Annotated in this window: 15 protein-coding genes and 1 tRNA gene; 5 read left to right on the forward strand and 11 right to left on the reverse strand. The window is 70.1% G+C overall.

The genetic code is table 11. From position 1 onward, the window contains the following. Window positions 1-1,732, reverse strand: a 1,732-nt coding sequence (locus KIH73_RS10925; protein WP_338023969.1) for a PspC domain-containing protein, incomplete at its 3' end; no start/stop codon positions are given. A gap of 128 nt (window positions 1,733-1,860) precedes the next feature. Here KIH73_RS10925 and KIH73_RS06360 point away from each other — a divergent pair. Together KIH73_RS06360 and KIH73_RS06365 are read left to right on the forward strand one after the other, a co-directional pair. Next, window positions 1,861-3,177 (forward strand): ATP-binding protein, encoded by a 1,317-nt coding sequence (locus KIH73_RS06360; RefSeq protein ID WP_219081841.1) that lies wholly within the window; start codon window positions 1,861-1,863, stop codon window positions 3,175-3,177. A 20-nt stretch (window positions 3,178-3,197) separates the two neighbouring features. Further along, a complete protein-coding gene (locus KIH73_RS06365) occupies window positions 3,198-3,881 on the forward strand; it encodes a LuxR C-terminal-related transcriptional regulator (RefSeq protein ID WP_219081700.1) in 684 nt (227 codons plus the stop codon). Between the two features lie 155 nt (window positions 3,882-4,036). On the opposite strand, the gene galE is transcribed toward KIH73_RS06365, so the two are convergent. From galE to KIH73_RS06400, 7 genes are all read right to left on the reverse strand, one after another. Next, on the reverse strand, window positions 4,037-5,056 hold the full coding sequence (gene galE / locus KIH73_RS06370) for a UDP-glucose 4-epimerase GalE (protein ID WP_219081702.1): 1,020 nt from the start codon (window positions 5,054-5,056) through the stop codon (window positions 4,037-4,039). A 74-nt stretch (window positions 5,057-5,130) separates the two neighbouring features. Further along, window positions 5,131-6,630 carry a galactose-1-phosphate uridylyltransferase gene (locus KIH73_RS06375; protein WP_219081704.1) on the reverse strand — a complete coding sequence of 500 codons (1,500 nt, stop codon included), beginning with the start codon at window positions 6,628-6,630 and terminating at the stop codon, window positions 5,131-5,133. Further along, a complete protein-coding gene (locus KIH73_RS06380; protein ID WP_219081706.1) occupies window positions 6,627-7,709 on the reverse strand; it encodes a phosphotransferase enzyme family protein in 1,083 nt (360 codons plus the stop codon). Before KIH73_RS06380 ends, KIH73_RS06375 begins: the two co-directional genes overlap by 4 nt. An 88-nt stretch (window positions 7,710-7,797) precedes the next feature. Beyond that, window positions 7,798-10,044, reverse strand: coding sequence for a 1,3-beta-galactosyl-N-acetylhexosamine phosphorylase (gene gnpA / locus KIH73_RS06385; protein ID WP_219081708.1), 2,247 nt, complete (start codon window positions 10,042-10,044; stop codon window positions 7,798-7,800). A 147-nt stretch (window positions 10,045-10,191) separates the two neighbouring features. After that, complete coding sequence (locus tag KIH73_RS06390; RefSeq protein ID WP_219081710.1) at window positions 10,192-11,130, reverse strand: carbohydrate ABC transporter permease; 939 nt, start codon at window positions 11,128-11,130, stop codon at window positions 10,192-10,194. After that, window positions 11,127-12,107 (reverse strand): carbohydrate ABC transporter permease, encoded by a 981-nt coding sequence (locus tag KIH73_RS06395; RefSeq protein WP_219081712.1) that lies wholly within the window; start codon window positions 12,105-12,107, stop codon window positions 11,127-11,129. The genes KIH73_RS06390 and KIH73_RS06395 overlap by 4 nt, the downstream gene beginning before the upstream one ends. 135 nt (window positions 12,108-12,242) lie before the next feature. Then, on the reverse strand, window positions 12,243-13,550 hold the full coding sequence (locus KIH73_RS06400; RefSeq protein WP_219081714.1) for an ABC transporter substrate-binding protein: 1,308 nt from the start codon (window positions 13,548-13,550) through the stop codon (window positions 12,243-12,245). Window positions 13,551-13,800: 250 nt separating this feature from the next. On the opposite strand from KIH73_RS06400, the gene KIH73_RS06405 reads away from it, so the two are divergent. Further along, a complete protein-coding gene (locus KIH73_RS06405; protein WP_219081716.1) occupies window positions 13,801-15,285 on the forward strand; it encodes a right-handed parallel beta-helix repeat-containing protein in 1,485 nt (494 codons plus the stop codon). A gap of 154 nt (window positions 15,286-15,439) precedes the next feature. Here KIH73_RS06405 and KIH73_RS06410 read toward each other — a convergent pair whose 3' ends face one another. From KIH73_RS06410 to serS, 3 genes are all read right to left on the reverse strand, one after another. Beyond that, window positions 15,440-16,075, reverse strand: a complete 636-nt coding sequence (locus tag KIH73_RS06410) for an HAD family hydrolase (protein WP_219081718.1) — start codon at window positions 16,073-16,075, stop codon at window positions 15,440-15,442. Between the two features lie 78 nt (window positions 16,076-16,153). After that, window positions 16,154-16,238, reverse strand: a tRNA-Ser gene (locus KIH73_RS06415). A 75-nt stretch (window positions 16,239-16,313) separates the two neighbouring features. Next, on the reverse strand, window positions 16,314-17,600 hold the full coding sequence (gene serS, locus KIH73_RS06420; RefSeq protein WP_219081720.1) for a serine--tRNA ligase: 1,287 nt from the start codon (window positions 17,598-17,600) through the stop codon (window positions 16,314-16,316). Between the two features lie 249 nt (window positions 17,601-17,849). Here serS and KIH73_RS06425 point away from each other — a divergent pair, with 249 nt between their 5' ends. Then, window positions 17,850-19,043 carry a diacylglycerol/lipid kinase family protein gene (locus KIH73_RS06425; RefSeq protein WP_219081721.1) on the forward strand — a complete coding sequence of 398 codons (1,194 nt, stop codon included), beginning with the start codon at window positions 17,850-17,852 and terminating at the stop codon, window positions 19,041-19,043. 226 nt (window positions 19,044-19,269) lie between these two features. Beyond that, window positions 19,270-20,946, forward strand: coding sequence for a phosphoglucomutase (alpha-D-glucose-1,6-bisphosphate-dependent) (pgm, locus tag KIH73_RS06430; RefSeq protein ID WP_219081723.1), 1,677 nt, complete (start codon window positions 19,270-19,272; stop codon window positions 20,944-20,946). Window positions 20,947-21,180: the final 234 nt, after the last annotated feature.

Consider the following 21,180-nt stretch of genomic DNA (forward strand, 5'->3'; position numbering starts at 1 on the left):
GCGGGATGGGTCGCGACGGGGGTGCGGCGGGGCCGGACGGCCCGGCGAAGGGTTGCCGGACGGCGCCGTCGGGACGACTGCCCGGCGTTGCGGAAGGCCCGGCATCGCCGGGACGGGCGCCCGGCACGGCGGAGGATTCGGCGTCATCGAGACGAGTGCCCGGTGCGGCGGAAGGCTCGGCGTCATCGAGACGAGCGGCCCGCGCGGCGGGGTCGGCGTCGGCATGGATCGCGTCGCCGTTCGCGCCGTCTCCGGCCGTATCGTCGCCAGTCGTACCATCGCCGGCGCCGTCGGCCGGATCCACGGCATCGGCGTTCCGACCGGATACCGCGACGGGCGCGGCGACGGCGGCGGCATCGACAACAGCGCCATCGACGGCAGCGGCACCGACAGCGGCAGCGTCGACGGTTACATCATCGGCAGCAGCAACGACGTCATCAGCAACGGTGTCATCGGCACCGCCGACGGTCGCCGTGCCGCCGTCGGCGGCATCGGAAGCAGCGACAGTAGTGCCGGCGGCACCGGGCGCCGCAGCGGCGTCATTGGCGGAGTCCACCTCGCCGCGCGGGCCGGACGGGACCGGAGCGGCGCCGTCATTGCGGGTCAGCCCCGGCTCGGACGCGGGTCCGTGGGCCGCGGCACCGTCCGGAGCGGTCGGGACCGAGAGATCGGGGCCGCCGTTCGGCGTGCCGGCGCCATACGGGTTCGCGGCGCCGCCGGGATTCGTGGTTCCGCCGAAGACCGGAACCCCGCCGGATGCGGAGCCGGGTACGGAGCCGGAGGCGCCACCGCCGTCCCCCATGCCCTGCGGCGCGGGAACGGGCCCCTGGGCCGGGGCGCCGGGAGCGGCGGCACCAAAGACCGAAGCGCCGGGAGCCGGGGCGCCCGTCTCCTGTCGGAAGTCATACCCGCCGGCGGCACCCGCGGCATACCCGGCTGCACCGGCGCCCGCGGCAGAACCGGCGGCACCCGTGGCGTACCCGCCATCGGCTCCAGAGGCATACCCGCCGGCACCGGCGCCCGCGGCATACCCGGCGTACCCGCCGGCGGCATACCCCGGCGCGGCGTTGCCCTGCGCCCGCCAGCGGTTCGCGTCGGCTTCGTTGCGCCGGTTGACGCACGACCACACGATCAGCCACAGCGCGGACGCGCCGACGCCCAGCCCGAAGATCCACATGCCGGGCCAGAAGATCGTGGCCACCAGGCACACCAGCACGCCGACGCAGCTCCAGTCCCAGCGCGCCCCCATCAGCTCCTCGCACAGGATGCGCCCGTCGCGGCCGTCCGGCAGCAGGAACCATGCCAGCCCGTAGAACGCGGCGCCGATGCCGCACACCAGGACCGCGCCGACCATCAGCGCGCGCACCAGCATCGGGCTCCACCCCAGGTACGACGCCAGGCCGCCGCACACGCCGCCGATCCATCGCTCGTCGCCGCGCGTCAGCCCGCTTTCGCGGATCCAGGAGAAGAACCGCGTGGAATACCGTTCGTAGTCGCCCGGCGAGCCGGCGGGCCGCCCCTGCGGCGGCTGCCAGCCGGGCGCCCCCTGCCCGCCCTGCGGCGGCTGCCAGGATGCGCCGGACGTTGTGTGGTTTGCATTGCTCATGGTTCCATTACAGCAAAGCCGCGGCCTCGGAACCCATCCGGGAACACCCTGAAAATTCCCTGAACACCGCGGTTCTCCGGGTCCGAGCCGGTTCGCGGCGGGACAATGGAACCATGACGCAACCATGGAACCCCACGCCGGGCACTCCGCCCCACATGCCTGCGTACGCCACGCGCGCCGTGCCGTACGGCGCGCCGCCGCAATGGCACGGCGCGCCCGGGTACGGGCCGGCGCATCCGGCGGCGCTGCCCCTGATGCGCCCGAGGCAGGGGCGGTGGCTGTGCGGCGTGTGCCGCGGCATCAGCCTGCACCTGCACGTCTCGGTCGCCGTGGTCCGGCTGCTGTTCGTCGCCGCGGCGTTCCTCTTCGGCGCCGGCATCCTGGCCTACGTGTTCCTGTGGCTGTTCCTCCCGGTCGGCGACCCGGTCGCCGCGGCGGCCGCGCACGCCCGCCCGGTCGGCCAGGCGCCGCTGTCGCGCGGCAACGCGGCCTTCGGCGCCGCATCCGCGGACGCCGACCCCGGAGCGGACACCGACCCCGCCGACGGCTCCGAAAGCCTCGTCGACGCCCTCAAACGCGCGCCGAAACCCGCGCTCGTCGCCTCGGCGGGCGTCGTGCTGATCGTCGCCAGCATCCTGCTCATGGCCAGCGGCGTCAGCTCGTTCGCCGTGTTCCCGATCATGCTGGGCCTGTGCGGCGTCGGGGTCTCCTGGCTGCGGTTCACCGCCGAGGACGGGCGCCCCTGGCCGACGATCGCCGGCTTCGCGCTGCTGTTCCTCGCCTACGCGATCTACGTGGCCAACGTCGCCTCGACGGGCTGGACCGCGCCGGGCCGCTACATCCTCGGCGGCATGGCGCTGCTGGTCGGCGCGGTGCTGGCCGTCGTGCCGTGGCTGAACGCGATGGTGCGGGGGCTGGCCACCGAACGCGCCCTCAAGGAGCGCGAGGAGGAGCGCGCCGACATGACCGCGCACCTGCACGACGGCGTGCTGCAGACGCTGGCGCTGATCCAGCTGCACTCCGACGAGCCGCAGACGGTGTTCTCGCTCGCCCGGCAGCAGGAGCGCGAGCTGCGCGAATGGCTGTACCAGGAGCGCACGCCGTCGGACCGCTCCGTGAGCAGCGGGCTCAAGCAGATCGCCGCGCAGGTCGAGGACGAGCACGGCAAGCCGATCGAGGTGGTCACCGTCGGCGACGCGCGGCCGAGCGCGCAGACCGACGCGCTGCTCGACGCCGCCCGCCAGGCCCTGGTCAACGCGGTGACGCACGGCGGCGAGCCGATCTCGGTGTACTGCGAGGCGGGCGACGACACGGTCGAGGTGTTCGTGCGCGACCATGGCGACGGATTCGACGTCCACGCCATCCCCGAGGACCGCCTCGGCATCCGCGAGTCCATCGTGGGCCGAATCAAGCGCCGCGGCGGCTCCGTGGAGATCGTCTCGCGGCCCGGCTGGGGCACCGAGGTGCGCATGCACATGCCGATCCGCGGCACGGCGCGGACGGCGGACGGCGCCGACCAGACGCCGCACGGCGAGCCGGCCGGGGAGCAACGGGGAGGAGGCGCGCGATGAACGCTGCTACGCTCGAAGACATGACACCCTATGACACGACCGATCCCCATGCCGCCCCGATCCGGGTGGCCGTGGTCGACGACCACGAGATGTTCCGCGCCGGGGTCATCGCCACGCTGCAGCCGTATTTCGACATCGTCGGGCAGGCGCCCGACGTCGAGGGCTCGGTGGCGATGATCGGCGAGACCCGCCCCGACGTGGTCCTGCTCGACGTCCACGTGCCCGGCGGCGAGGGCGGCGGAGGCGCCGAGATCCTGGCGAAGTCGCGGGCGCTGTCGCCCGGGTCGGCGTTCCTGGCGCTGTCGGTCTCCGACTCCCCGCAGGACGTGGGCGCCGTGATCCGCGCCGGCGCGCGCGGCTATGTGACCAAGACCATCACCGGCGACGATCTGATCTCCTCGATCAAGCAGGTGCACGAGGGCTACGCGGTGTTCTCCCCCAAGCTCGCCGGGTTCGTGCTCTCCGCATTCCAGGGCGCCCCGGCCGGCGCGCCCGTGCACGACGACGAGCTCGACCGCCTCTCCGCACGCGAGCAGGAGGTCATGCGGCTCATCGCCCGCGGCTACACCTACAAGGAGGTCGCCTCGGAGCTGTTCATCTCCATCAAGACGGTGGAGACGCATATGAGCTCGGTGCTGCGCAAGCTGCAGCTGTCGAACCGCACCGAGCTGACGCGGTGGGCGGCCGACCGGCGCATCGTCTGACATCGGCGGGCGGCGGCACGCGCCGCGCATGGAACCGCCCGCCGGTCGCGGGGTCGCGGGCGGCGGGCGGTCACCAAGGGGTGCGGGAGACGACTAGACGACTTGTGTCGTTTGCGGGCGGCGGACCGTCTTACGGGGCGGCCGGCCGCCGAGGGTCACAGCCCGCGGAACCCGTTGGGGTTCTTTGTCTGCCAGTTCAGCGACGACGCGGCCATGTCGTCGATGGTCAGCTCGGCCTTCCAGCCCAGCTCCCGCTCGGCCTTCGAGGCGTCGGCGTAGCAGGCGTCGATGTCGCCGGGGCGCCGCGGCTTGATGGCGTACGGGATCGGGTGGCCGGCCGCCTTCTCGTAGGCGCGGATCACCTCGAGCACCGAATAGCCGTGCCCGGTGCCCAGGTTGTACACGTACACGCCCGGGTCCGTGATTTTGTCGACCACGGCGACGTGCCCGCGCGCCAGGTCCACGACGTGGATGTAGTCGCGCACGCCGGTGCCGTCCGGGGTGTCGTAGTCGTCGCCGAACACCTGCACCTCGGCCAGCTCGCCGAGCGCGACCTTGGCGATGTACGGCGTGAGGTTCGCCGGGATGCCCTTGGGGTCCTCGCCCAGCAGGCCGGACTCGTGGGCGCCGACCGGGTTGAAGTAGCGCAGCAGCACGACCGTCCACGAGTCGTCGGCCACGTGCACGTCGCGCAGCATCTGCTCCTGGAACAGCTTCGAGGTGCCGTACGGGTTCGTGGTGCCGCCGGTCGGCGTCTGCTCGGTGATCGGCAGCTCCTCGGGCTTGCCGTACACGGTCGCCGACGACGAGAAGATGATCTTCTTGACGTTGTGCGCGCGCATCGTGCGCAGCAGCACCAGCGTGCTGTACAGGTTGTTGTCGTAGTACTCGATGGGCTTGGCGACCGACTCGCCGACGGCCTTGAGCCCGGCGAAGTGGATCACCCAGTCGATGTCGTTCTCGCTGAAGATGCGCTCCATGAGCGCCGCGTCGCGCACGTCGCCGTCGTAGCGGCGGATGGTCCCGCCGGTGATCTGCTCGACGCGGCGCAGCGCCTCCGGCGAGGAGTTGCCGTAGTTGTCGACCGACACGACGTCGTAGCCGCGCTCCAGCAGCTCGACGTCGGTGTGGGTGGCGATGTAGCCGGCGCCGCCGGTGACCAGAATCGTTGTCATCGTTCGTCCTTTCGTGTCCGTTGCCGCCCTCGCGCCCGGCCTCTGCCCGGCGCGGGGGCGGCCCCGCCTCTACGCTACCCCTCGAACCCCAGCCCGGCCAGGAATTCGCGGGTGAGTTCCCTGCGCGGGAACACCGCGGTGTTGCCCAGGATGCGCGCGCACACGCTGCCGAGCTCGTCGCGGATGGCCGCGCGGATGGCCGTCCGGTCGCGCGAGCCGGCGAGCGCCGCGGTCAGCTCCCGCCATTCCAGCCCGAACTCGCCCACCGAGTCGGGCAGGTCGGCGCCGGCGGCGAGCGCGTCCTCGATCTCGCCCAGCTGCCCGACGAGCCGGCCGGGCAGGATGAACAGGCCCTGCGCCTCGATCAGCCCGATCGGCTCCTGCTTGACCGGGTAGTACTCGGGGTGGGCGTGGAAGATGCCGTCGGGGTACTCCTCGCTGACGGCGTTGTTGCGGAAGATCAGGCTCATCTCGTAGCCGCGGTCGGTGACGATCGCGCTGGGCGAGAGCGCGGACTGCCGGTTGCCCTGCGCGTCGCGCGCGGCGATGTGCAGGGCGGGGTCCGAGTAGGCCACCCAGCCCTCGCGGATCATGTCGCTCACCTCGATCACCGCCCGCCGCGAGCGCGACACGACGCGCACCGCGCTGCCCGGCCAGTCGAGGATCTCGACGACGGCGTCCGGATGCCCGGCCGTGCGCATCGTGGCCCAGGCCGGCGCGCGGTGCATCGGCAGCGTCTCGCCGCCGCCCTGGAAGTGGTCGTGGGCGAGCACGGAGCCGCCGATGCGGGGCAGCGCCGCGTTGCAGCCGAGGAAGTACCCGGGGAAGCGGTCGACGAAGTCGAGCAGCTGGCCGAATGTGTCGCGGTCCACGTGCATCGGCGTGTGCTCGGTGTTCACGCAGATGCCGTGCTGATCGAAGTACCCGTAGGGAGAGAACTGCCAGAACCACCGCTCGCCGCCGAGCGTGACCGGGATCGTGCGCAGCGTGCATTTGCTGCGCCCGGCGAAGCCCTCGTTCTCGTGGCAGATCGTGCAGCGCGGGTAGCCGCCGGCCATGGCGTTGCCCGCGGCGGCCCTGGCCATGTTCTTGAACTCGGGCTTGGCGAGGTTGATGGTGACGGTCAGGCCGTGCGAGTCGAAGCGCGGGTTCGCGTCCAGCTGCGCGCGCTTGACGTAGGTGTCGTCGACGCAGTAGTCGTAGAACCAGCGCATGGCCGCCATGCCGCCGCGTTCGCGCTCGATGTCCAGGAAGCGCCGCTGCAGCGCGGAGGGCCGCGCCGACAGCGCGCCCATCACGGCGTCGGCCTCGGCCGGGCCGTCCTCGGGGGCGAACGCGCCGGCCTCGACGCCCCGCTCGCGGAACGTGCGGACCAGCTCGTCGACTCCCCGGTCGGCGCCGGAGGCGCCGACCGGCCGGTACGAGTCGAGCCCGTAGCGCGCGAACACGAGGTTGCGCGCCCAGTCGGCGTCGGCCGGGTCGAGCCCGAGGCACCCGCAGGCGTAGTCGACGAGCGCGTCGATGGCCGCGTAGAACCCGTCGAGCGCGCGCCGCGTCGTCGTGTCGTCCGTCATCGCGGCTCCCCCTGCATCACCTCGTCGACGATGGCGCGGATGGCGTCGGCCTGCCGCTCCATCTCCTGCACGAGCCTGATCTGCGTGCGCGCGCGCACCAGGTTGTGCCCGGGGTACTTGGTGGCGAAGTAGGTGTCGCCGGCCAGATGGTCGGCGAGGAAGCGCATGCCGCACTCCATCGTCATCATGTTCCCGGCGACGGGCAGCAGCCCGGCCTCGCGCGCGGTGATGCTCGGGCGCATCCGGCCGACGAAGCCCTCGGTGTAGGCGCGGAACAGTTCGGCGCTGAAATGCACCTTGTCCAGGTCGGGCTCGTCCTCCAGCGCGGTGGAGGCGCCGAAACGGATCGAGTCGCCGAAGTCGAACAGCATGGAGCCGGGCATCACGGTGTCCAGGTCGATGATGGCGCGCGCCCGGTGCGTGTCGGCGTCCATCAGGATGTTGTTGAGCTTGGTGTCGTTGTGGGTGACGCGCAGCGGCACGGTGCCGTCCGCCAAGCCGTCCATGATCGTGCCGTACCGGTCGGCGCGCGCCAGGAAGAAGTCGATCTCCGGCCGGCAGCCGGCGGCGCGGCCCAGCGGGTCGGACTCCACGGCGGCCAGGAAGTCGCGGAAGCGGCTGGGCGTGTCGTGGAAGTGCGCGATGGTCTCGGTCAGCTGCGAGGCGTCGAAGTCGGCCAGCTGGTTCTGAAAGTCGCCGAACGCGGCGCCCGCGTCGCGGAAGACCGCGGCGTCGGGCACGAGGTTGTAGGACACGGTGTTCTCGATGAACGCGTACATGCGGTACGGGCCGTCCTCGGCCACGGTCCACGTCGCGCCGTCCCGCGTGGGGATGATCTCGAGCGTCTCGCGGCCCTTGGCGCGCAGGAACCCGGTGACCAGCTCGATGTTGCGCATCAGGTTCGCGGTGTCGGGGAACACGTCGGTGTTCATCCGCTGCATGATGTAGCGCCGCCGGTCGGTGACGACCAGGTAGGTGGCGTTGATGTGGCCGTCGCCGTAGGCCTTCGCGGACCGCACGGTGCCGTCGACGGCGAAGCGTCCGGCCGTCGCGGCGAGCATGGCGTCGTTGTCTGTCATGGTTGCCCCCTCATGGATTTGTCGTGTGTCGGGCCGTGCGCGGCGCGCCTGCCGCGTAGGCGGGCGCCGCGCGCGGCCGGCTGCGGGCTTACGCCTCCCGCCAGGCGATGGCGCTGCCGTCGAGGTCGAAGTGCTCCGACGCGCCGCCGGGCAGGCGGACGTCGGTGGACTGCGGGCGGTCGGTGTTGTTGATCACGCAGTACAGCCCGGCCTCGGGGAAGTGCGCCACCTCGCATTCGGGATTCGTCGAGCTCCATGCATCGTACCGCTCCTCGTTGCGGCTCGCATGGAACAGGATGCGTTCGAGCAGGCGCGCGTTGGCGGCCGAGTACGGCAGGCCGGAGACGTAGACGCCGCGGCCCTTGCCGTAGTCGTTCACCGCCAGCTGGACCTGGCCGTCGTCCGCGCGGATCAGCGTGACGTCCTCGTTGATCGGGTACGTGTTGGCGACCGGCTCGCCGAAGTCGATGCCGCCGATGTTCGCGCCGACCCCGCCGCCGCAGCCGCTGACGTTGCCGGCGTATCCGGCGCGGGCCGCGGCCTCGAGCACGCCGTCCTCCAGGTGCACGTCGGCGGTGATGAAGTGCTCCGGGGTCACGGGCGGGAAGTACTTGTCGACCGACAGCGTCTGGTAGCGCTCCTCGTCCACGCCGAGCACGTCGGCGAGCTGGAAGAACCGGCCCTGCCACGGGCACGCCGAGGGCTCGCCGACGCCGACGAAGGCGCCGCCGCCGCGCACCCAGGCGCGCAGCGTCTCCACGAGCCGCGGGTCCTTCCACACGTCGCCGCCGCTGAACGCGGTGCCGGCCGGGCCGCCGTTGATCACGACGTCGACGTCGGGGTCGATGCCGTGGTCGAGCACGTCGTCGAAGCTGATGAACCGCACGTTGACGCGCATGCCCGACAGCGCCTCGAGGATGCCGTAGTACGAGTAGGTCTGCTTGTTCGGCAGCGCGTGCGCCACGGTGAAGGCCATCCAGGAGCGCATGCGGCCCCAGCAGTTGAGGATCGCGACGTTGAGCTCGCCCTCGGCGGCCCGGCCGCCGGTGCGCTCGTGGATGTCGCGGAACTCGTCGGCGATGCGGGTCACCGTGTCCACGAACTTGGGGAACCTGGCGGCCAGCGACAGGTAGCCGCCGTAGCCCATGCGCGAGATCGGCGAGCGCAGGATCGCGCGGCGGGCCTTGCGCCAGTTGTCCAGGCCCTCGATGCTCGGGTCGTTGCCCTCGTGGAAGGTGTCGGGGAAGAAGTACGGCAGGAACCGCCCCTCGGTGTACCTCACGCCGGGGATGTCGGCGATCATGCGGGTCGTGGTGCCGTCGCCGATGGAGCCGACCACGGCGTCCAGCCCCAGGTCGGCGAAGCCGTCCTTGTACGGCTCGGTGCCGATCCACTGGTCGCCCAGGAACATCATCGCCTCCTTGCCGGCGGCGTGCGTCTCGTCGACCAGCGTCTTCACGTTGGCGCGCACGAAGCCGGACAGGAAGTCGATCCAGTCGCGCTGGGCCTTGCGCGGGATCCGCCACGCCGAGTTGTAGCAGCCCTCGTCCACGAAGTCCTCCGGGCGCAGCCGGTAGCCGTACTCGCGCTCGAAGTCGTCCAGGGCCTGCGGCGAGACGGTGCAGCTGCAGCCGAACCAGTCGACGACCTTCTCGCGGCGCTTGGCGTCGAAGATCAGCGTGAACTGGTAGAAGAACGTGGTGAACCGCACGACGTCGGTCTGCGGGTTGTCCTTCAGCCATTCGCGGAAGGTGTCGAACACGAACTCCCGGGTCTTCTCGTGGTAGATGTCGAACGGGATCTCGTGCTCCTTGTCGCCCCAGTCGTTGGTCAGGTGGTTGTACATCTCGACGGGGTCCCAGATGATGTAGGCCAGGAACGAGGCCGTGTACTCGTGCATCGGGGTCGCGTCCGCGACGTGGACGACGTCGGTGCGCGGGTCGTACGTCCAGCGGGCGGGGTCGACGACCTGCCCGGTGGTGCGGTCGACGACCTCCCAGTAGCGGTGCGGGTCGGCGTCGCGGTTCGGCCGGAGCTGCTCCTCGTAGAAGCCCGCCATCAGCGGGATGTCCACGTCCGCGCCCTCGGCCAGGACGCGCTCGGTCAGCAGGTAGACCTGCGGGGTCTCGTCCATGTGCAGGGTGATCCACTCGTTGTGCGCGCGCGTCGGGAAGTACGCGCTGTACACCTTCTTGCCCAGGGCGAGCACGGCGTCGTCCAGGTGCGTGCCGTCGGAGTTGCGGATCGCGTCCGCGCCCCACAGTTCGGCGAGCTCCCTGGTCTTCTCGGCGAAATTCTCCTCGCTGGGCAGGGTGAAACGTCCGGTGGTGGTCATGGTGGTGTGTCTCTCCTTTCCGCGTCGTCGCGGAGCGGGCGCGTTTGCGCGCGGTATGGCCGCGGGACGGCGTCCCGCGATGGGGATGGGGCGGGCCGGGGCGGAAGGAGGGCGCCGGCCCGCCACGATCGGGATGCGACCCGGCCGTCAGCCCTTGACGGCGCCGGCCGCGAGTCCGGCCTGCCAGTAGCGCTGCAGGCCGAGGAACAGGACGATCACCGGCAGCACGCCGAGCAGGGCGCCCATCATCAGCGCGCCGCGGTCGTTGAACGTGGACAGCGACACCATGCCGTACAGGCCCAGCGTGACCGGCTTGAGCTCGTCGCTGGAGATCATCATCAGCGGCAGCAGGAAGTTGTTCCACGTCTGCACGAACATGAACAGGAAGATCGTCACCATCGCGGGGGCGAGCAGCCGCAGCACGATGGTGAAGAAGATCCTGGCCTCGCCCGCGCCGTCGATGCGGGCCGCCTCGATCAGCTCGTCCGGCACCGAGGTCTGCGCGTACACGCGCCCCAGGAAGAAGCCGAACGGCGAGACCGAGCACGGGATGATGATCGCGAGCATCGTGTTGGTCAGGTGCAGCGCGTGGAAGATCGAATACTGCGGGATCGTCAGCAGCGAGGCCGGCATCAGCATGCAGCCCATGATGACGGCCATCGCCAGGCCGCGGCCGCGGAACGCGAACTTGGCGGTCGCATAGCCGGCCATCACCGACACGACGGTGCCGATGAGCGCGGAGATGCCCGAATACAGCAGCGAGTTGAGCACCCACCGCCAGAAGTTGCCGCGGGTCCAGCCCAACAGCGTCGTGTAGTTGTCGGCGATGGCGTCCGGCAGGTCGGCCAGTCCCACCGCGAACCACAGGCCGTTGCTGCCGGTGAGCTGCGAGGGGGTCTTGGTGCAGGCGATGATCGCCCAGTAGATCGGGAACAGGAAGTAGATGAGTGCGACCACCAGGATCACGACGGTGATGGTCTTGACCATCGCGTTCGGGCGCATCGAGCGCGGCAGGTCGTTCTCGTGCTTCTCGCGGATGCGGTCGGCCCTGCGGCGGGCGCGGGCAGCCTTGCTCATATCCCTCATTCCTGGTTCACCTTCCTTTCCGCGAACGCGTAAATCATCGCGAGAATACCCGCGATGAGCGCCATGACGATGGCGATGGCGTTGGCCGGGCCGTCGCCGCTGGGCGTGATCGTGCCCTGCGAGGTGTTCATCGCCATCATCATCGGCGTGTACGACTTGGAGATGCCCGGATCGGAGGTCTGCATGATCTGGGGCTCGTTGAACAGCTGGATCGTGCCGACGATCGACAGCAGCATCGCCAGCAGGGCCGCGGAGCGCACGTTCGGCAGCTTGATCTTCGTCGCGATCTGCCAGCCGTTCGCGCCATCGATGCGGGCCGCCTCGTACAGGTCATGCGGGATCGCCTGCAGGGCGGCGAGGAAGATGATCATGTTGTATCCGGTGAACGTCCAGGTGGTGATGTTGGCCATCGATCCCAGGATGATGTTGTCGTTGAAGAAGTCGACGTTGACGCCGAGGGCGGCCAGTCCCTTGACCAGCGGGGAGATCTGCCCGTTGTACAGGTAGACCCAGATGATCGAGGCGACCATGCCGGGGATGGCGTAGGGCAGGAAGTAGCCCAGACGGAAGCCGCCGATGTGCTTGACCACCAGCGAGTCGATGATCATGGCCAGCACCAACGCGATGATGATCATGATCGGCACCTGGATCACCGTGTAGACGACCACGCGTCCCACGCCGGCCCAGAAGTCCTGCGAGGTGATGACGTAGATGAAGTTCTCGACGCCCACGAACTGGTTGACCAGCTCGCCGCCGCCATAGGCGCCGCCGCCGGTGGCCACCTGGCGGAAGAAGCTCGAGTAGATGGCCCAGATGATGGGCAGGATGAACACGAAGACGAACAGGATGGCGAACGGTGCCATGAACGCCCAGCCATAGCGGTTCGCACGCTTCGTCGCGTTCGATCGTCCCGGCTTGGCGGCGCGCCTGCCCGCCCCGGCCTTCGCGGCCTTTGCGGAATGCGTCGTTGCAGTCATAACAAACCCTTGTCCTTGGAAAACGTTGCGGCCCTCACAGGGCCGGGGAGGTCGCCGTTGGCCTCGGAAAGAAAGGGCCGGAGCAGGGTCCCGCTCCGGCCCTTCATGGTTGGAGTGTCGGTTCGAAGGACCCCGTCACTCCTTCACGGGAAGGTTGAGGTTCTTCAGCGCGTCCACCGACGTGGTCTGGGCCACGGAGAAGATGTCCGCGACCGTGGCGCTGCCGTCGACCGCCTTGGCGGCGGTCTCCTTCATCGCCGCGTCGACCGCGGAGTAGCCCGGCATGTAGGTGAAGTCGCCCATGTTCTCGTTCGCGGTGGCGAACTCGGCCATGACGTCCTGGCCGCCGAAGAACTCGGCCCACGAATCGGGCGTGGTGGCCGGCTCGGTGGACGCGGCCACGACCAGGCCCTGCGAGACCAGATCGGCGACCTGCGTGTTGAACCAGTCGAGGAACTCCATCGCCTCGGCCGGATGCTCGCAGCCCTTGAGCACCACGACGCCGGAGCCGCCGTCGGGGCCGGTCTTGCCGTCGTTCTCGAACCAGTCGCCGATCTGGGCGACCTGCCAGTCACCGGAGCCGGTGCCGCCGGAGGAGTCGATGAACAGCGGGGCCTCCCAGGCCGCGGCGATGGTGCCGATCAGCGAGCCGTCCTGCAGCGAGGCGTCGAAGGACGGGTCCCAGCGCGGGTTGGTGGTCGCCGCGCCCGCGTCGAGCAGCTGCTGGTAGACGTCGGCCACGGCCGCGGAGCCGGCCGTCTCGGTGTCGACGACCCATTCGCCGTCCTCGACCGAGTACCAGCCGCCGGAGGCGCCGGCCAGGCCGGAGAACATGTTGCCGACCTCGTCGGCCTGGTAGGACATGATGTACTTGCCCTGGGCGGCCGCGGTCTTGGCGGCGGCGATGAGCTCGTCCTTGGTCTGCGGCACCGAGATGCCCAGGCTGTCGAACTCGGCCTTGTTGTAGAAATAGACCAGCGGACCGGTGTCTTGCGGCAGGCCGAAGGTCTTGCCGTCCACCTGCATCAGCGAGTACGGGCCGGAGGCGAAGTCGTCCTCATACTGCGAGGCGTATTCGGTGACGTCCATCAGCATGTCCTTGACGTACACCTCGGGAATCTCGGAGTAGCCCATCTGCGCCAGGTCGGGGGCGTTGCCGGACTTGACGTCGCGCTCCAGCTTCTGCTTCATGTCGGCGGCGTTGCCGTCGAACTTGGTGGCGGTGACGTGGATGTCGGGATGCTCCTCGTTCCAGCGCGCCACGATGTCGTTGACCAGCACCATGCCGTCGCTGTCCGGCAGGCGGTGCATGTAGGTGATCTCGATGGGGCCGTCCGAGGCGGCGTCGCCGCCGCTCGACTCGCCGCCGCAGCCCGCGAGCGCGATGCACAGCGCCGAGATCGTTGCCAGTCCGGCCATGAAACGCTTTCTATTCGATACCATTCTCTCAGTCTCCTTTCGAGCGAGACGCCGCACATCCCTTGTGCGGCTTGCCGGCACCCCGTTGTGCGACATGGTTCATTCTCCCACCATCGCGAATAAAATGTCAACTAACCTAACAATAGAAGCGTGTCTTGTTGGAAAATCGCGGATTTCGGCAAAACGGCCGTCAGCGGACGGGATATCGCGTCATACTGTAAACTGTCTTAACAAGTTCGACGACGAACGATCGACCCGACGATGGGAGCGCACCATGACCATATTCCATGTCTCGTCCACGCACGGCAGCGACGCCGCCCCCGGCACCTCGCCCGAGCGCCCGTTCGCGACGCTGGCCGCCGTCAACGCGCTGACCCTGGCGCCCGGCGACCAGGTGCTGCTCGAACGCGGCTCCTCGTTCCGCGGCCAGTTCCTGCACATCGCCGGCTCCGGCGCCGAGGGCGCGCCCATCGTCATCGGCGCGTACGGCGATCCGGAGGCGCCGCGGCCCGCGATCCACGCGGACGGGGCCGGCGTGTGGCACGAGGACTACCGCGCGCCGATCGGCGGCTCGCCGCACCGCAACCGCGGCGACGTGTCCACCGCCCTGCTGCTCCGGGACGTCTCCCACGTCGAGGTGCGCGACCTCGAGATCACGAACCGACGCGTCGACGACTCCGACGGCATGGCCTACAACGACCTGGAGGTCATGGACCGCACCGGCGTGGCGGTGGTCGCCGAGAACGCCGGGACCGTGCGCCACGTGCTGCTGGAGCGGCTTGACATCCACGACGTGGATGGCAACGTGTACGACAAGCACATGGCCAACGGCGGCATCCAGGTCGTCGCGCACATGCCCGAGGACCCGGCCCGCGTCGAGACCGACGTCGCCCGGTTCGACGACGTGCGCATCGCCGGCAACACGGTGCGCCGCACCAGCCGGTGGGGCATCGCCGTGGGGTACACCGCGTACCTCAACTACATCGACCGCGGCGGCCGCGACGCCTCGGGCGCCTGGGACAACACCTTCGACTACGGCGACGGCACCATCGACGACGCGCTGCTCGCCCGCTACGGCGCCACGAACGTGGTCGTCGAGGACAACCTCGTCGAGGACGCCGGCGGGGACGCGATCACGACGATGTACTGCCTGCGCCCGGTGATCCGGCGCAACATATCCCGCCGCGCCGCCCGACAGATCCGCACCGACGTCTACACCGCCACCGAGAACGACCGGGTGGCCGCGGCGATCTGGCCCTGGCGGTGCAAGGACGCGCTGTTCGAGTACAACCAGGCCTGGGACACGCTCAACGCCGACCGCGGCAACGGCGACGGCCAGGCCTGGGACGCCGACTACGGCGACGGCACCGTCTACCGGCATAACTACTCGTCCGGCAACTCCGGGGGCACCGTGATGTTCTGCAACGAGAAGGCCGTCAACTCCGAGTTCTGCCACAACGCGGCGTTCCACGACGCGATGGGCGCGATCGACATCCCGCGCAACCCCGACGCGCACGTGCACGACAACGTCTTCGTCCTCGGCGCGGACGCGGACCCGCTGCGCCTGGACCGGGCCGACGGCGCGGCGCGCGTCGAGCACAATGTGTTCATCGCCGACGCCCCGGAGCCCAAGGCCACGATATGGCACCCCGAGGGATCCTCGGTCACGTACGCGCACAATGTGTATGTGAACTTCGTCGACGCGCCCGGCGAGGACACGCCGCAGGACGAGGCCGCCTGCCGTAGCCGCACGGCATGACCATGCGGGCCGCGGCAACGGCCCGGAAAAGCGGAACGGGCGCGCCCGTGCGTGCGCGGGCGACGCCGTTCGGATGCGGGGCGCCCGCCGAACGCCGCACGCCCCGCATGACGTGGCCGGCGTGACGCGGCCGGCGCGCTGGGCGCGGGCGGGCTCAGACCGCCGCGCCCAGCGCGCGCAGGGCCGCGCGCGCCTGCGCGGCGTCCTCGAAGCGGATGCCGTGCATCCCCAGCGCACAGGCCGCTTCGGCGTTGGCCGGCTTGTCGTCGAGGAACGCCGTCGCGGCGGGGTCGACGCCGAAACGCGCGATCGCGCGGCGGTAGATCTCCGGATCGGGTTTGAGCACGCCCTCCTGCGAGGACACCACCGTGTCGCGCAGCAGGTCCAGCGCGGGGAACAGCTCATGCGCGGCGTCCACGTACTTGGTCGTGAAGTTCGTCAGCCCCCACAGGCGCACGCCGGCCGCGTCCAGGTCGCGCAGCAGCGCCTCCATGCCGGGCTGCATGCCGGCGAGCGCCAGCCGCTGCCGTTCGAAGTAGATGCGGAACACCCACGCGACGGCGGGGCCGTGCCCCTCCTCGTAGTCGGCGAGGATCCGCTCCTCGCTCCAGCCGGAATCCGACAGCCGGTCGTAGTGGCGGAACCCGCGGTCGTCGGCGTCGTCGAAGAACATGTCCACGACGCCCGGCGGGTACTGGCCCTCCAGCGGCAGCCGCGGGTTCCAGTCCAGCAGCACGTCGCAATAGTCGAAGATGACGTCGGTGACGCGCCCCGGCGTTCGCCCGTCCATGCGCCCCTCCCCTCGGTACCAAAAAACGTACATCCCGGAACCCGGGATGTACGTTGCAGCATTACGGCTGGTCGGCGGCGGGCAGAGCGAGATTCGAACTCGCGGAGGCTTGCACCTCAACGGTTTTCAAGACCGTCTCCTTAGACCGCTCGGACATCTGCCCCAATCGCGCCCGTCACGGACGCGTCGACCATCATAGCCGGACCCCTCGATTGGCCCCGGCGCGCCGGCGGCGCGCTCAGGCCTCCCAGGCGGTCGGCTCGATGACCTCGCGGCCGCCCATGTACGGGCGCATCGCCTGCGGGATCTCGATCGAGCCGTCCGGGTTCTGGTGGTTCTCCAGGATCGCGACCAGCCAGCGGGTCGTGGCCAGCGTGCCGTTCAGCGTGGCGACCGGGCGGGTGCCGCCGTCGGCCACGCGCTCGCGGATGTTCAGGCGGCGCGCCTGGTACTCGGTGCAGTTCGAGGTGGACGTCAGCTCGCGGTAGCGGCCCTGCGTCGGCACCCAGGCCTCGCAGTCGAACTTGCGCGCGGCCGAGGAGCCCAGGTCGCCGGCGGCGGTGTCGATGACGCGGTACGGCACCTCGACCTTGGCCAGCATCTCCTCCTCCATGGCGAGCAGGCGCTCGTGCTCCCGGCAGGAGTCCTCCTGGCGGGCGTAGACGAACATCTCCACCTTGTCGAACTGGTGGACGCGGATGATGCCGGTGGTGTCCTTGCCGGCGGCGCCCGCCTCGCGCCGGTAGCAGGAGCTCCACCCGCAGTAGCGCAGCGGGCCGTCGGACAGGTCGAGGATCTCGTCCTCGTGCATGCCGGCGAGCGCCACCTCGGAGGTGCCGACCAGGTACTGGTCGTCGGGCTCGCGCAGACGGTAGATCTCGTCGGCGTGGGAGTTGAGGAATCCGGTGCCGCGCATCACCTCGGGGCGCACCAGCGTGGGGGTGATGGCCAGCGTGAAGCCGTGGCTCTCGGCCTGGTCGACGGCCATCGTCAGCATCGCGATCTGCATGCGGGCCACGGCGCCGCGCAGGAAGTAGAAGCGCGAGCCGGAGACCTTCGCGCCGCGGCGGGTGTCGATGCCGGCGACCAGCGTGCCCAGCGCCATGTGGTCCTTGGGCTCGAAGCCCTCGGCGGCGAAGTCGCGCGGCGTGCCGACCTTCTTGACGACCACGTAGTCGTCCTCGCCGCCCTCGGGGGCCTCGGGCTCGACGATGTTCGACAGCTTCCACATCGCGGTGGTGTACGCCTCGGACGCGGCGTCGGCGGCGGACTTGTACTCGGCGACCCGCCGGCTGAGGTCCTTGGTCTGCGCGATCAGCGCGGCCTTCTCCTCCGGTGCGGCGGCGGCGACCTTCTTGCCGATCTCCTTCTGCTGGGCGCGGGCGGACTCGAACGCCTTGAGCGAGGAGCGGCGGACCTCGTCGGAGCGCAGCACCTCGTCGACCAGCTCGACGGATTCGCCGCGCTTGCGCTGCGACTCGCGCACCACGTCGGCATGTTCACGGATGAATTGGATATCAAGCATGGCTCCCAGAGTAGTGCCGCAAGCCGACAGTCCCCCGGCTCCGGCCCCGCGCGGTTCCGCCATGCGGGCACGGGGCCCGGACGGCCGCGGCGCGGCCCGACCGCGGCGACGACGCCACGGCGGCACGGCGACGACGCCGCGGCGTCGGTGCGACAATCCCGCCGCGAATGCCCAGCACACGTGCAGGTATCGTTCGATTTCGCCCGCCACGGTCGTGTCGCGGTCGCGGCGGCGGAGACAATGGAAACCATGCCCCAGCCTCTGCTCGTCGCCCTCATCGTCATCGCGGCCCTCGTCGTCGTAGCGGCCGCCGTCGCGTGCGTGCTGCGTCTGCGGCGCCGACGCCGCCTCGCCGAGGTCCTCGACCGGCGCGACGACGACCAGGTGCGCTACGCGTTCGTCATCAACCCGTCCAAGCCGCAGGCCGACGAGTACCGCCGGCGCATCCGCCGCTACTGCGAGGAGCGGGGGCTGACCGAGGTGCAGTTCATCGACACGCAGCTCGACAAGAGCGGGCGCGTGTGCGCGCAGGAGGCGCTGGCCAACGGCGCCGACGTGGTGGTGGCCGTCGGCGGCGACGGCACCGTGCGCACCGTCGCCAGCGCGCTGTCCGGGACCGGGCACGCGCTGGGCATCGTGCCGATCGGCACAGGCAACCTGTTCGCCCGCAACATGGGCATCCCGGTGGACGACGTCGACGCCGCGCTGGCCGTCGCCACCTCGCACGGCTCCAAGCTCGTGGACATGGGCCGCCTGACGATCCTGGACAACGAGCAGGAGGACCACGGCCACGCGTTCCTGATCATCGCGGGCATCGGCTTCGACGCGCAGATGATCGACGACACCGACCCCGAGCTCAAGAAGAACATCAGCTGGCTCGCCTACTTCACCGGCGCGTTCAAGCACCTGTTCGCGCCGAAGTACCGCGGCAGCGTGTCGATCACCTCGCCGGACGGCTCGACCCACACGCGCACCAAGCTGACCTTCCGCACGCTGATGGCCGGCAACTGCGGGCAGATCCCCGGGTTCTCGCTGATGCCCGAGGCCTCGTACGACGACGGTCTGCTCGACTTCGAGCTCATCGACACCTCGGGCGGGCTGATCGGCTGGGCGAACCTGTTCGGCGACGTGGTGCACCAGACCGTCACCGGCAAGGCGCAGCAGAGCCCGCTGTCCACGAACTCGACGATCGACCAGGTGCAGGGCGTCAGCGCCGAGGTCCGGCTGGAGAAGCCGGCGCTGGCCGAGGTGGACGGCGACATCCTGCGAGAGACGCGGCACATCCGCTTCACCGTGGAGCGGCGGGCGCTGACCGTGCGCGTGCCCGAGGGCACGCCGTCGTCGGCCCCGGCACCCATCGAGGCCGCGGCCGACGGGCCGGCGGGCGTCGACGCCGATGGCGCCGCCGGAGTCGACGGCGAGCGGACCGCCGCGGCCCGCTGACGGCACCCGTACCGACGGTACCTTGCCGGCGGCGGCCCACCGACGGCGGCTCGGCCGGCGAAACCCCGCTGGCGGGCAACCCGCCCGCGCGTCGCCCTGCGCCGGCCACGCGCGAAGGTGACGGGACGGCGCACCGCCGGTGAACAGTCGCGTCGAACGCACGCGAAACGCGCATCATCGCGCGTCCCTGCACACCGTTCATCCGTCGGCGTGGCAGAATGGGGACATGGTAGCAAACAATGCGGGCATGCCCGCCACCCCAGCAGATCTGATCAACGTCGACGAGGTTGTTGGCAAGTACTACGACCTCGTCCCCGATCCGTCCGTCCCGGAGCAGCGCGTCTCCTTCGGCACCTCCGGCCACCGCGGATCGTCCCTGAAGACCTCGTTCAACGAGGCCCACATCGTCGCCATCACGCAGGCCATCGCCGAATACCGCAAGTCGCAGGGCGTCACCGGCCCGCTGTACATCGGCCGCGACACGCACGCGCTGTCCGAGCCGGCGTGGAGGACCGCCATCGAGGTGCTCGTCGCCAACGGCGTGCGCGTGCGCATCGACTCGCGCGACGACTTCACCCCCACCCCGGTCGTCTCCCAGGCGATCCTGACCCACAACCGCGCGGCCGACGGCACGCAGCGCTTCTCCGGCGAGGACCTCGCCGACGGCATCGTCGTCACCCCGTCGCACAACCCGCCGACCGACGGCGGCTTCAAGTACGACCCGCCGACCGGCGGCCCGGCCCCGGCCGAGGCGACCAACGCGATCGCAGACCGCGCCAACGAGCTGCTCGGCGGCTACAGGAACGTCAGGCGCGTGCCGTTCGAGCAGGCCGTCAAGTCCGACCTGGTCGAGCGCTTCGACTACCGCGACCACTACGTCTCCGACCTGGGCAACGTCATCGACTTCGACGTGATCCGCGCCTCGGGCGTGCGCCTGGGCATCGACCCGCTGGGCGGCGCGTCGGTGAACTACTGGCCGCTGATGAACGAGAAGTACGGCCTGTCGATCGACGTGGTGCGCCCCGAGGTCGACCCGACCTGGCGCTTCATGACCATCGACCACGACGGCAAGATCCGCATGGACCCGAGCTCGACCTACGCGATGAAGGGCCTGGTCGACGAGCTCAACGCCGGCGCGTGGGAGAAGTACGACCTGGTCGGCGGCACCGATCCGGACGCCGACCGCCACGGCATCGTGTGCCCGGACTGGGGCGTGATGAACCCGAACCACTACATCGCCGTGTGCGTGGAGTACCTGTTCGGCGGCAACCGTCCGGGCTGGCCGGAGGGCGCGGGCATCGGCAAGACGCTGGTGTCGTCCTCGCTGATCGACCGCGTGGCCGCCTCCATCGGCGCCAAGCTCGTCGAGGTGCCGGTCGGCTTCAAGTGGTTCGTCGACCCGCTGTTCAAGGGCGAGGTCGCGTTCGGCGGCGAGGAGAGCTCCGGCATGAGCTTCCTGCGCATGGACGGCCGCGTGTGGACCACCGACAAGGACGGCCTGATCCCCGACCTGCTGGCCGCCGAGATCACCGCCAAGACCGGCAAGAACCCGGCACAGCTGCACCAGGAGCAGGTCGAGCGCTTCGGCGAGAGCTGGTACAAGCGCGTCGACACGCCGACCACGCTGGAGCAGAAGCAGAAGTTCGCCAAGCTGTCCGGCGACGACGTGACCGCCACGCAGCTGGCGGGCGAGGACATCGAGGCCAAGCTGACCGAGGCTCCGGGCAACGGCGCGAAGATCGGCGGCCTCAAGGTCGTGACCAAGGACAACTGGTTCGCGGCCCGCCCGTCCGGCACCGAGAACATCTACAAGGTGTACGCCGAGTCCTTCGTCTCCCCCGAGGCGCTGGACAAGGTGCTCGAGGAGGCCACCGAGGTCGTCGACAAGGCGCTCGGCGAGTAGCGCGCGCTTCACGCTTCGCGCTTCGCGCTTCGGCCGCGGTTTCCGCACGCACATTGTGCGTGTACGGAGACCGCGGCCGTTTCCATGTCCCGCCGTCCGAGGCCGGGGCGATGACATCACCCGAGCAGTCCGTACGCGCACAATGTGCGCACGGAGGCTGCGGTCATTCCGCATCGCGCCGTGCGACACGGCCGTGTCGCACGTGCACAATGTGCATGCGGCATGCCACGCGGC

The sequence above is a fragment of the Bifidobacterium phasiani genome (genome assembly GCF_019331775.1).
Lineage (GTDB): Bacteria > Actinomycetota > Actinomycetes > Actinomycetales > Bifidobacteriaceae > Bifidobacterium > Bifidobacterium phasiani.

Excerpts from the sequence above, each read along its gene's own strand:
- KIH73_RS06360 (WP_219081841.1), top strand. The coding sequence starts at position 1,861 with ATGCGCCCGAGGCAGGGGCGGTGGCTGTGCGGCGTGTGCCGCGGCATC.
- KIH73_RS06365 (WP_219081700.1), top strand. The coding sequence starts at position 3,198 with ATGACACCCTATGACACGACCGATCCCCATGCCGCCCCGATCCGGGTG.
- galE (WP_219081702.1), bottom strand. The coding sequence starts at position 5,056 with ATGACAACGATTCTGGTCACCGGCGGCGCCGGCTACATCGCCACCCAC.
- KIH73_RS06375 (WP_219081704.1), bottom strand. The coding sequence starts at position 6,630 with ATGACGGACGACACGACGACGCGGCGCGCGCTCGACGGGTTCTACGCG.
- KIH73_RS06380 (WP_219081706.1), bottom strand. The coding sequence starts at position 7,709 with ATGACAGACAACGACGCCATGCTCGCCGCGACGGCCGGACGCTTCGCC.
- gnpA (WP_219081708.1), bottom strand. The coding sequence starts at position 10,044 with ATGACCACCACCGGACGTTTCACCCTGCCCAGCGAGGAGAATTTCGCC.
- KIH73_RS06390 (WP_219081710.1), bottom strand. The coding sequence starts at position 11,130 with ATGAGGGATATGAGCAAGGCTGCCCGCGCCCGCCGCAGGGCCGACCGC.
- KIH73_RS06395 (WP_219081712.1), bottom strand. The coding sequence starts at position 12,107 with ATGACTGCAACGACGCATTCCGCAAAGGCCGCGAAGGCCGGGGCGGGC.
- KIH73_RS06400 (WP_219081714.1), bottom strand. The coding sequence starts at position 13,550 with ATGGTATCGAATAGAAAGCGTTTCATGGCCGGACTGGCAACGATCTCG.
- KIH73_RS06405 (WP_219081716.1), top strand. The coding sequence starts at position 13,801 with ATGACCATATTCCATGTCTCGTCCACGCACGGCAGCGACGCCGCCCCC.
- KIH73_RS06410 (WP_219081718.1), bottom strand. The coding sequence starts at position 16,075 with ATGGACGGGCGAACGCCGGGGCGCGTCACCGACGTCATCTTCGACTAT.
- serS (WP_219081720.1), bottom strand. The coding sequence starts at position 17,600 with ATGCTTGATATCCAATTCATCCGTGAACATGCCGACGTGGTGCGCGAG.
- KIH73_RS06425 (WP_219081721.1), top strand. The coding sequence starts at position 17,850 with ATGCCCCAGCCTCTGCTCGTCGCCCTCATCGTCATCGCGGCCCTCGTC.
- pgm (WP_219081723.1), top strand. The coding sequence starts at position 19,270 with ATGGTAGCAAACAATGCGGGCATGCCCGCCACCCCAGCAGATCTGATC.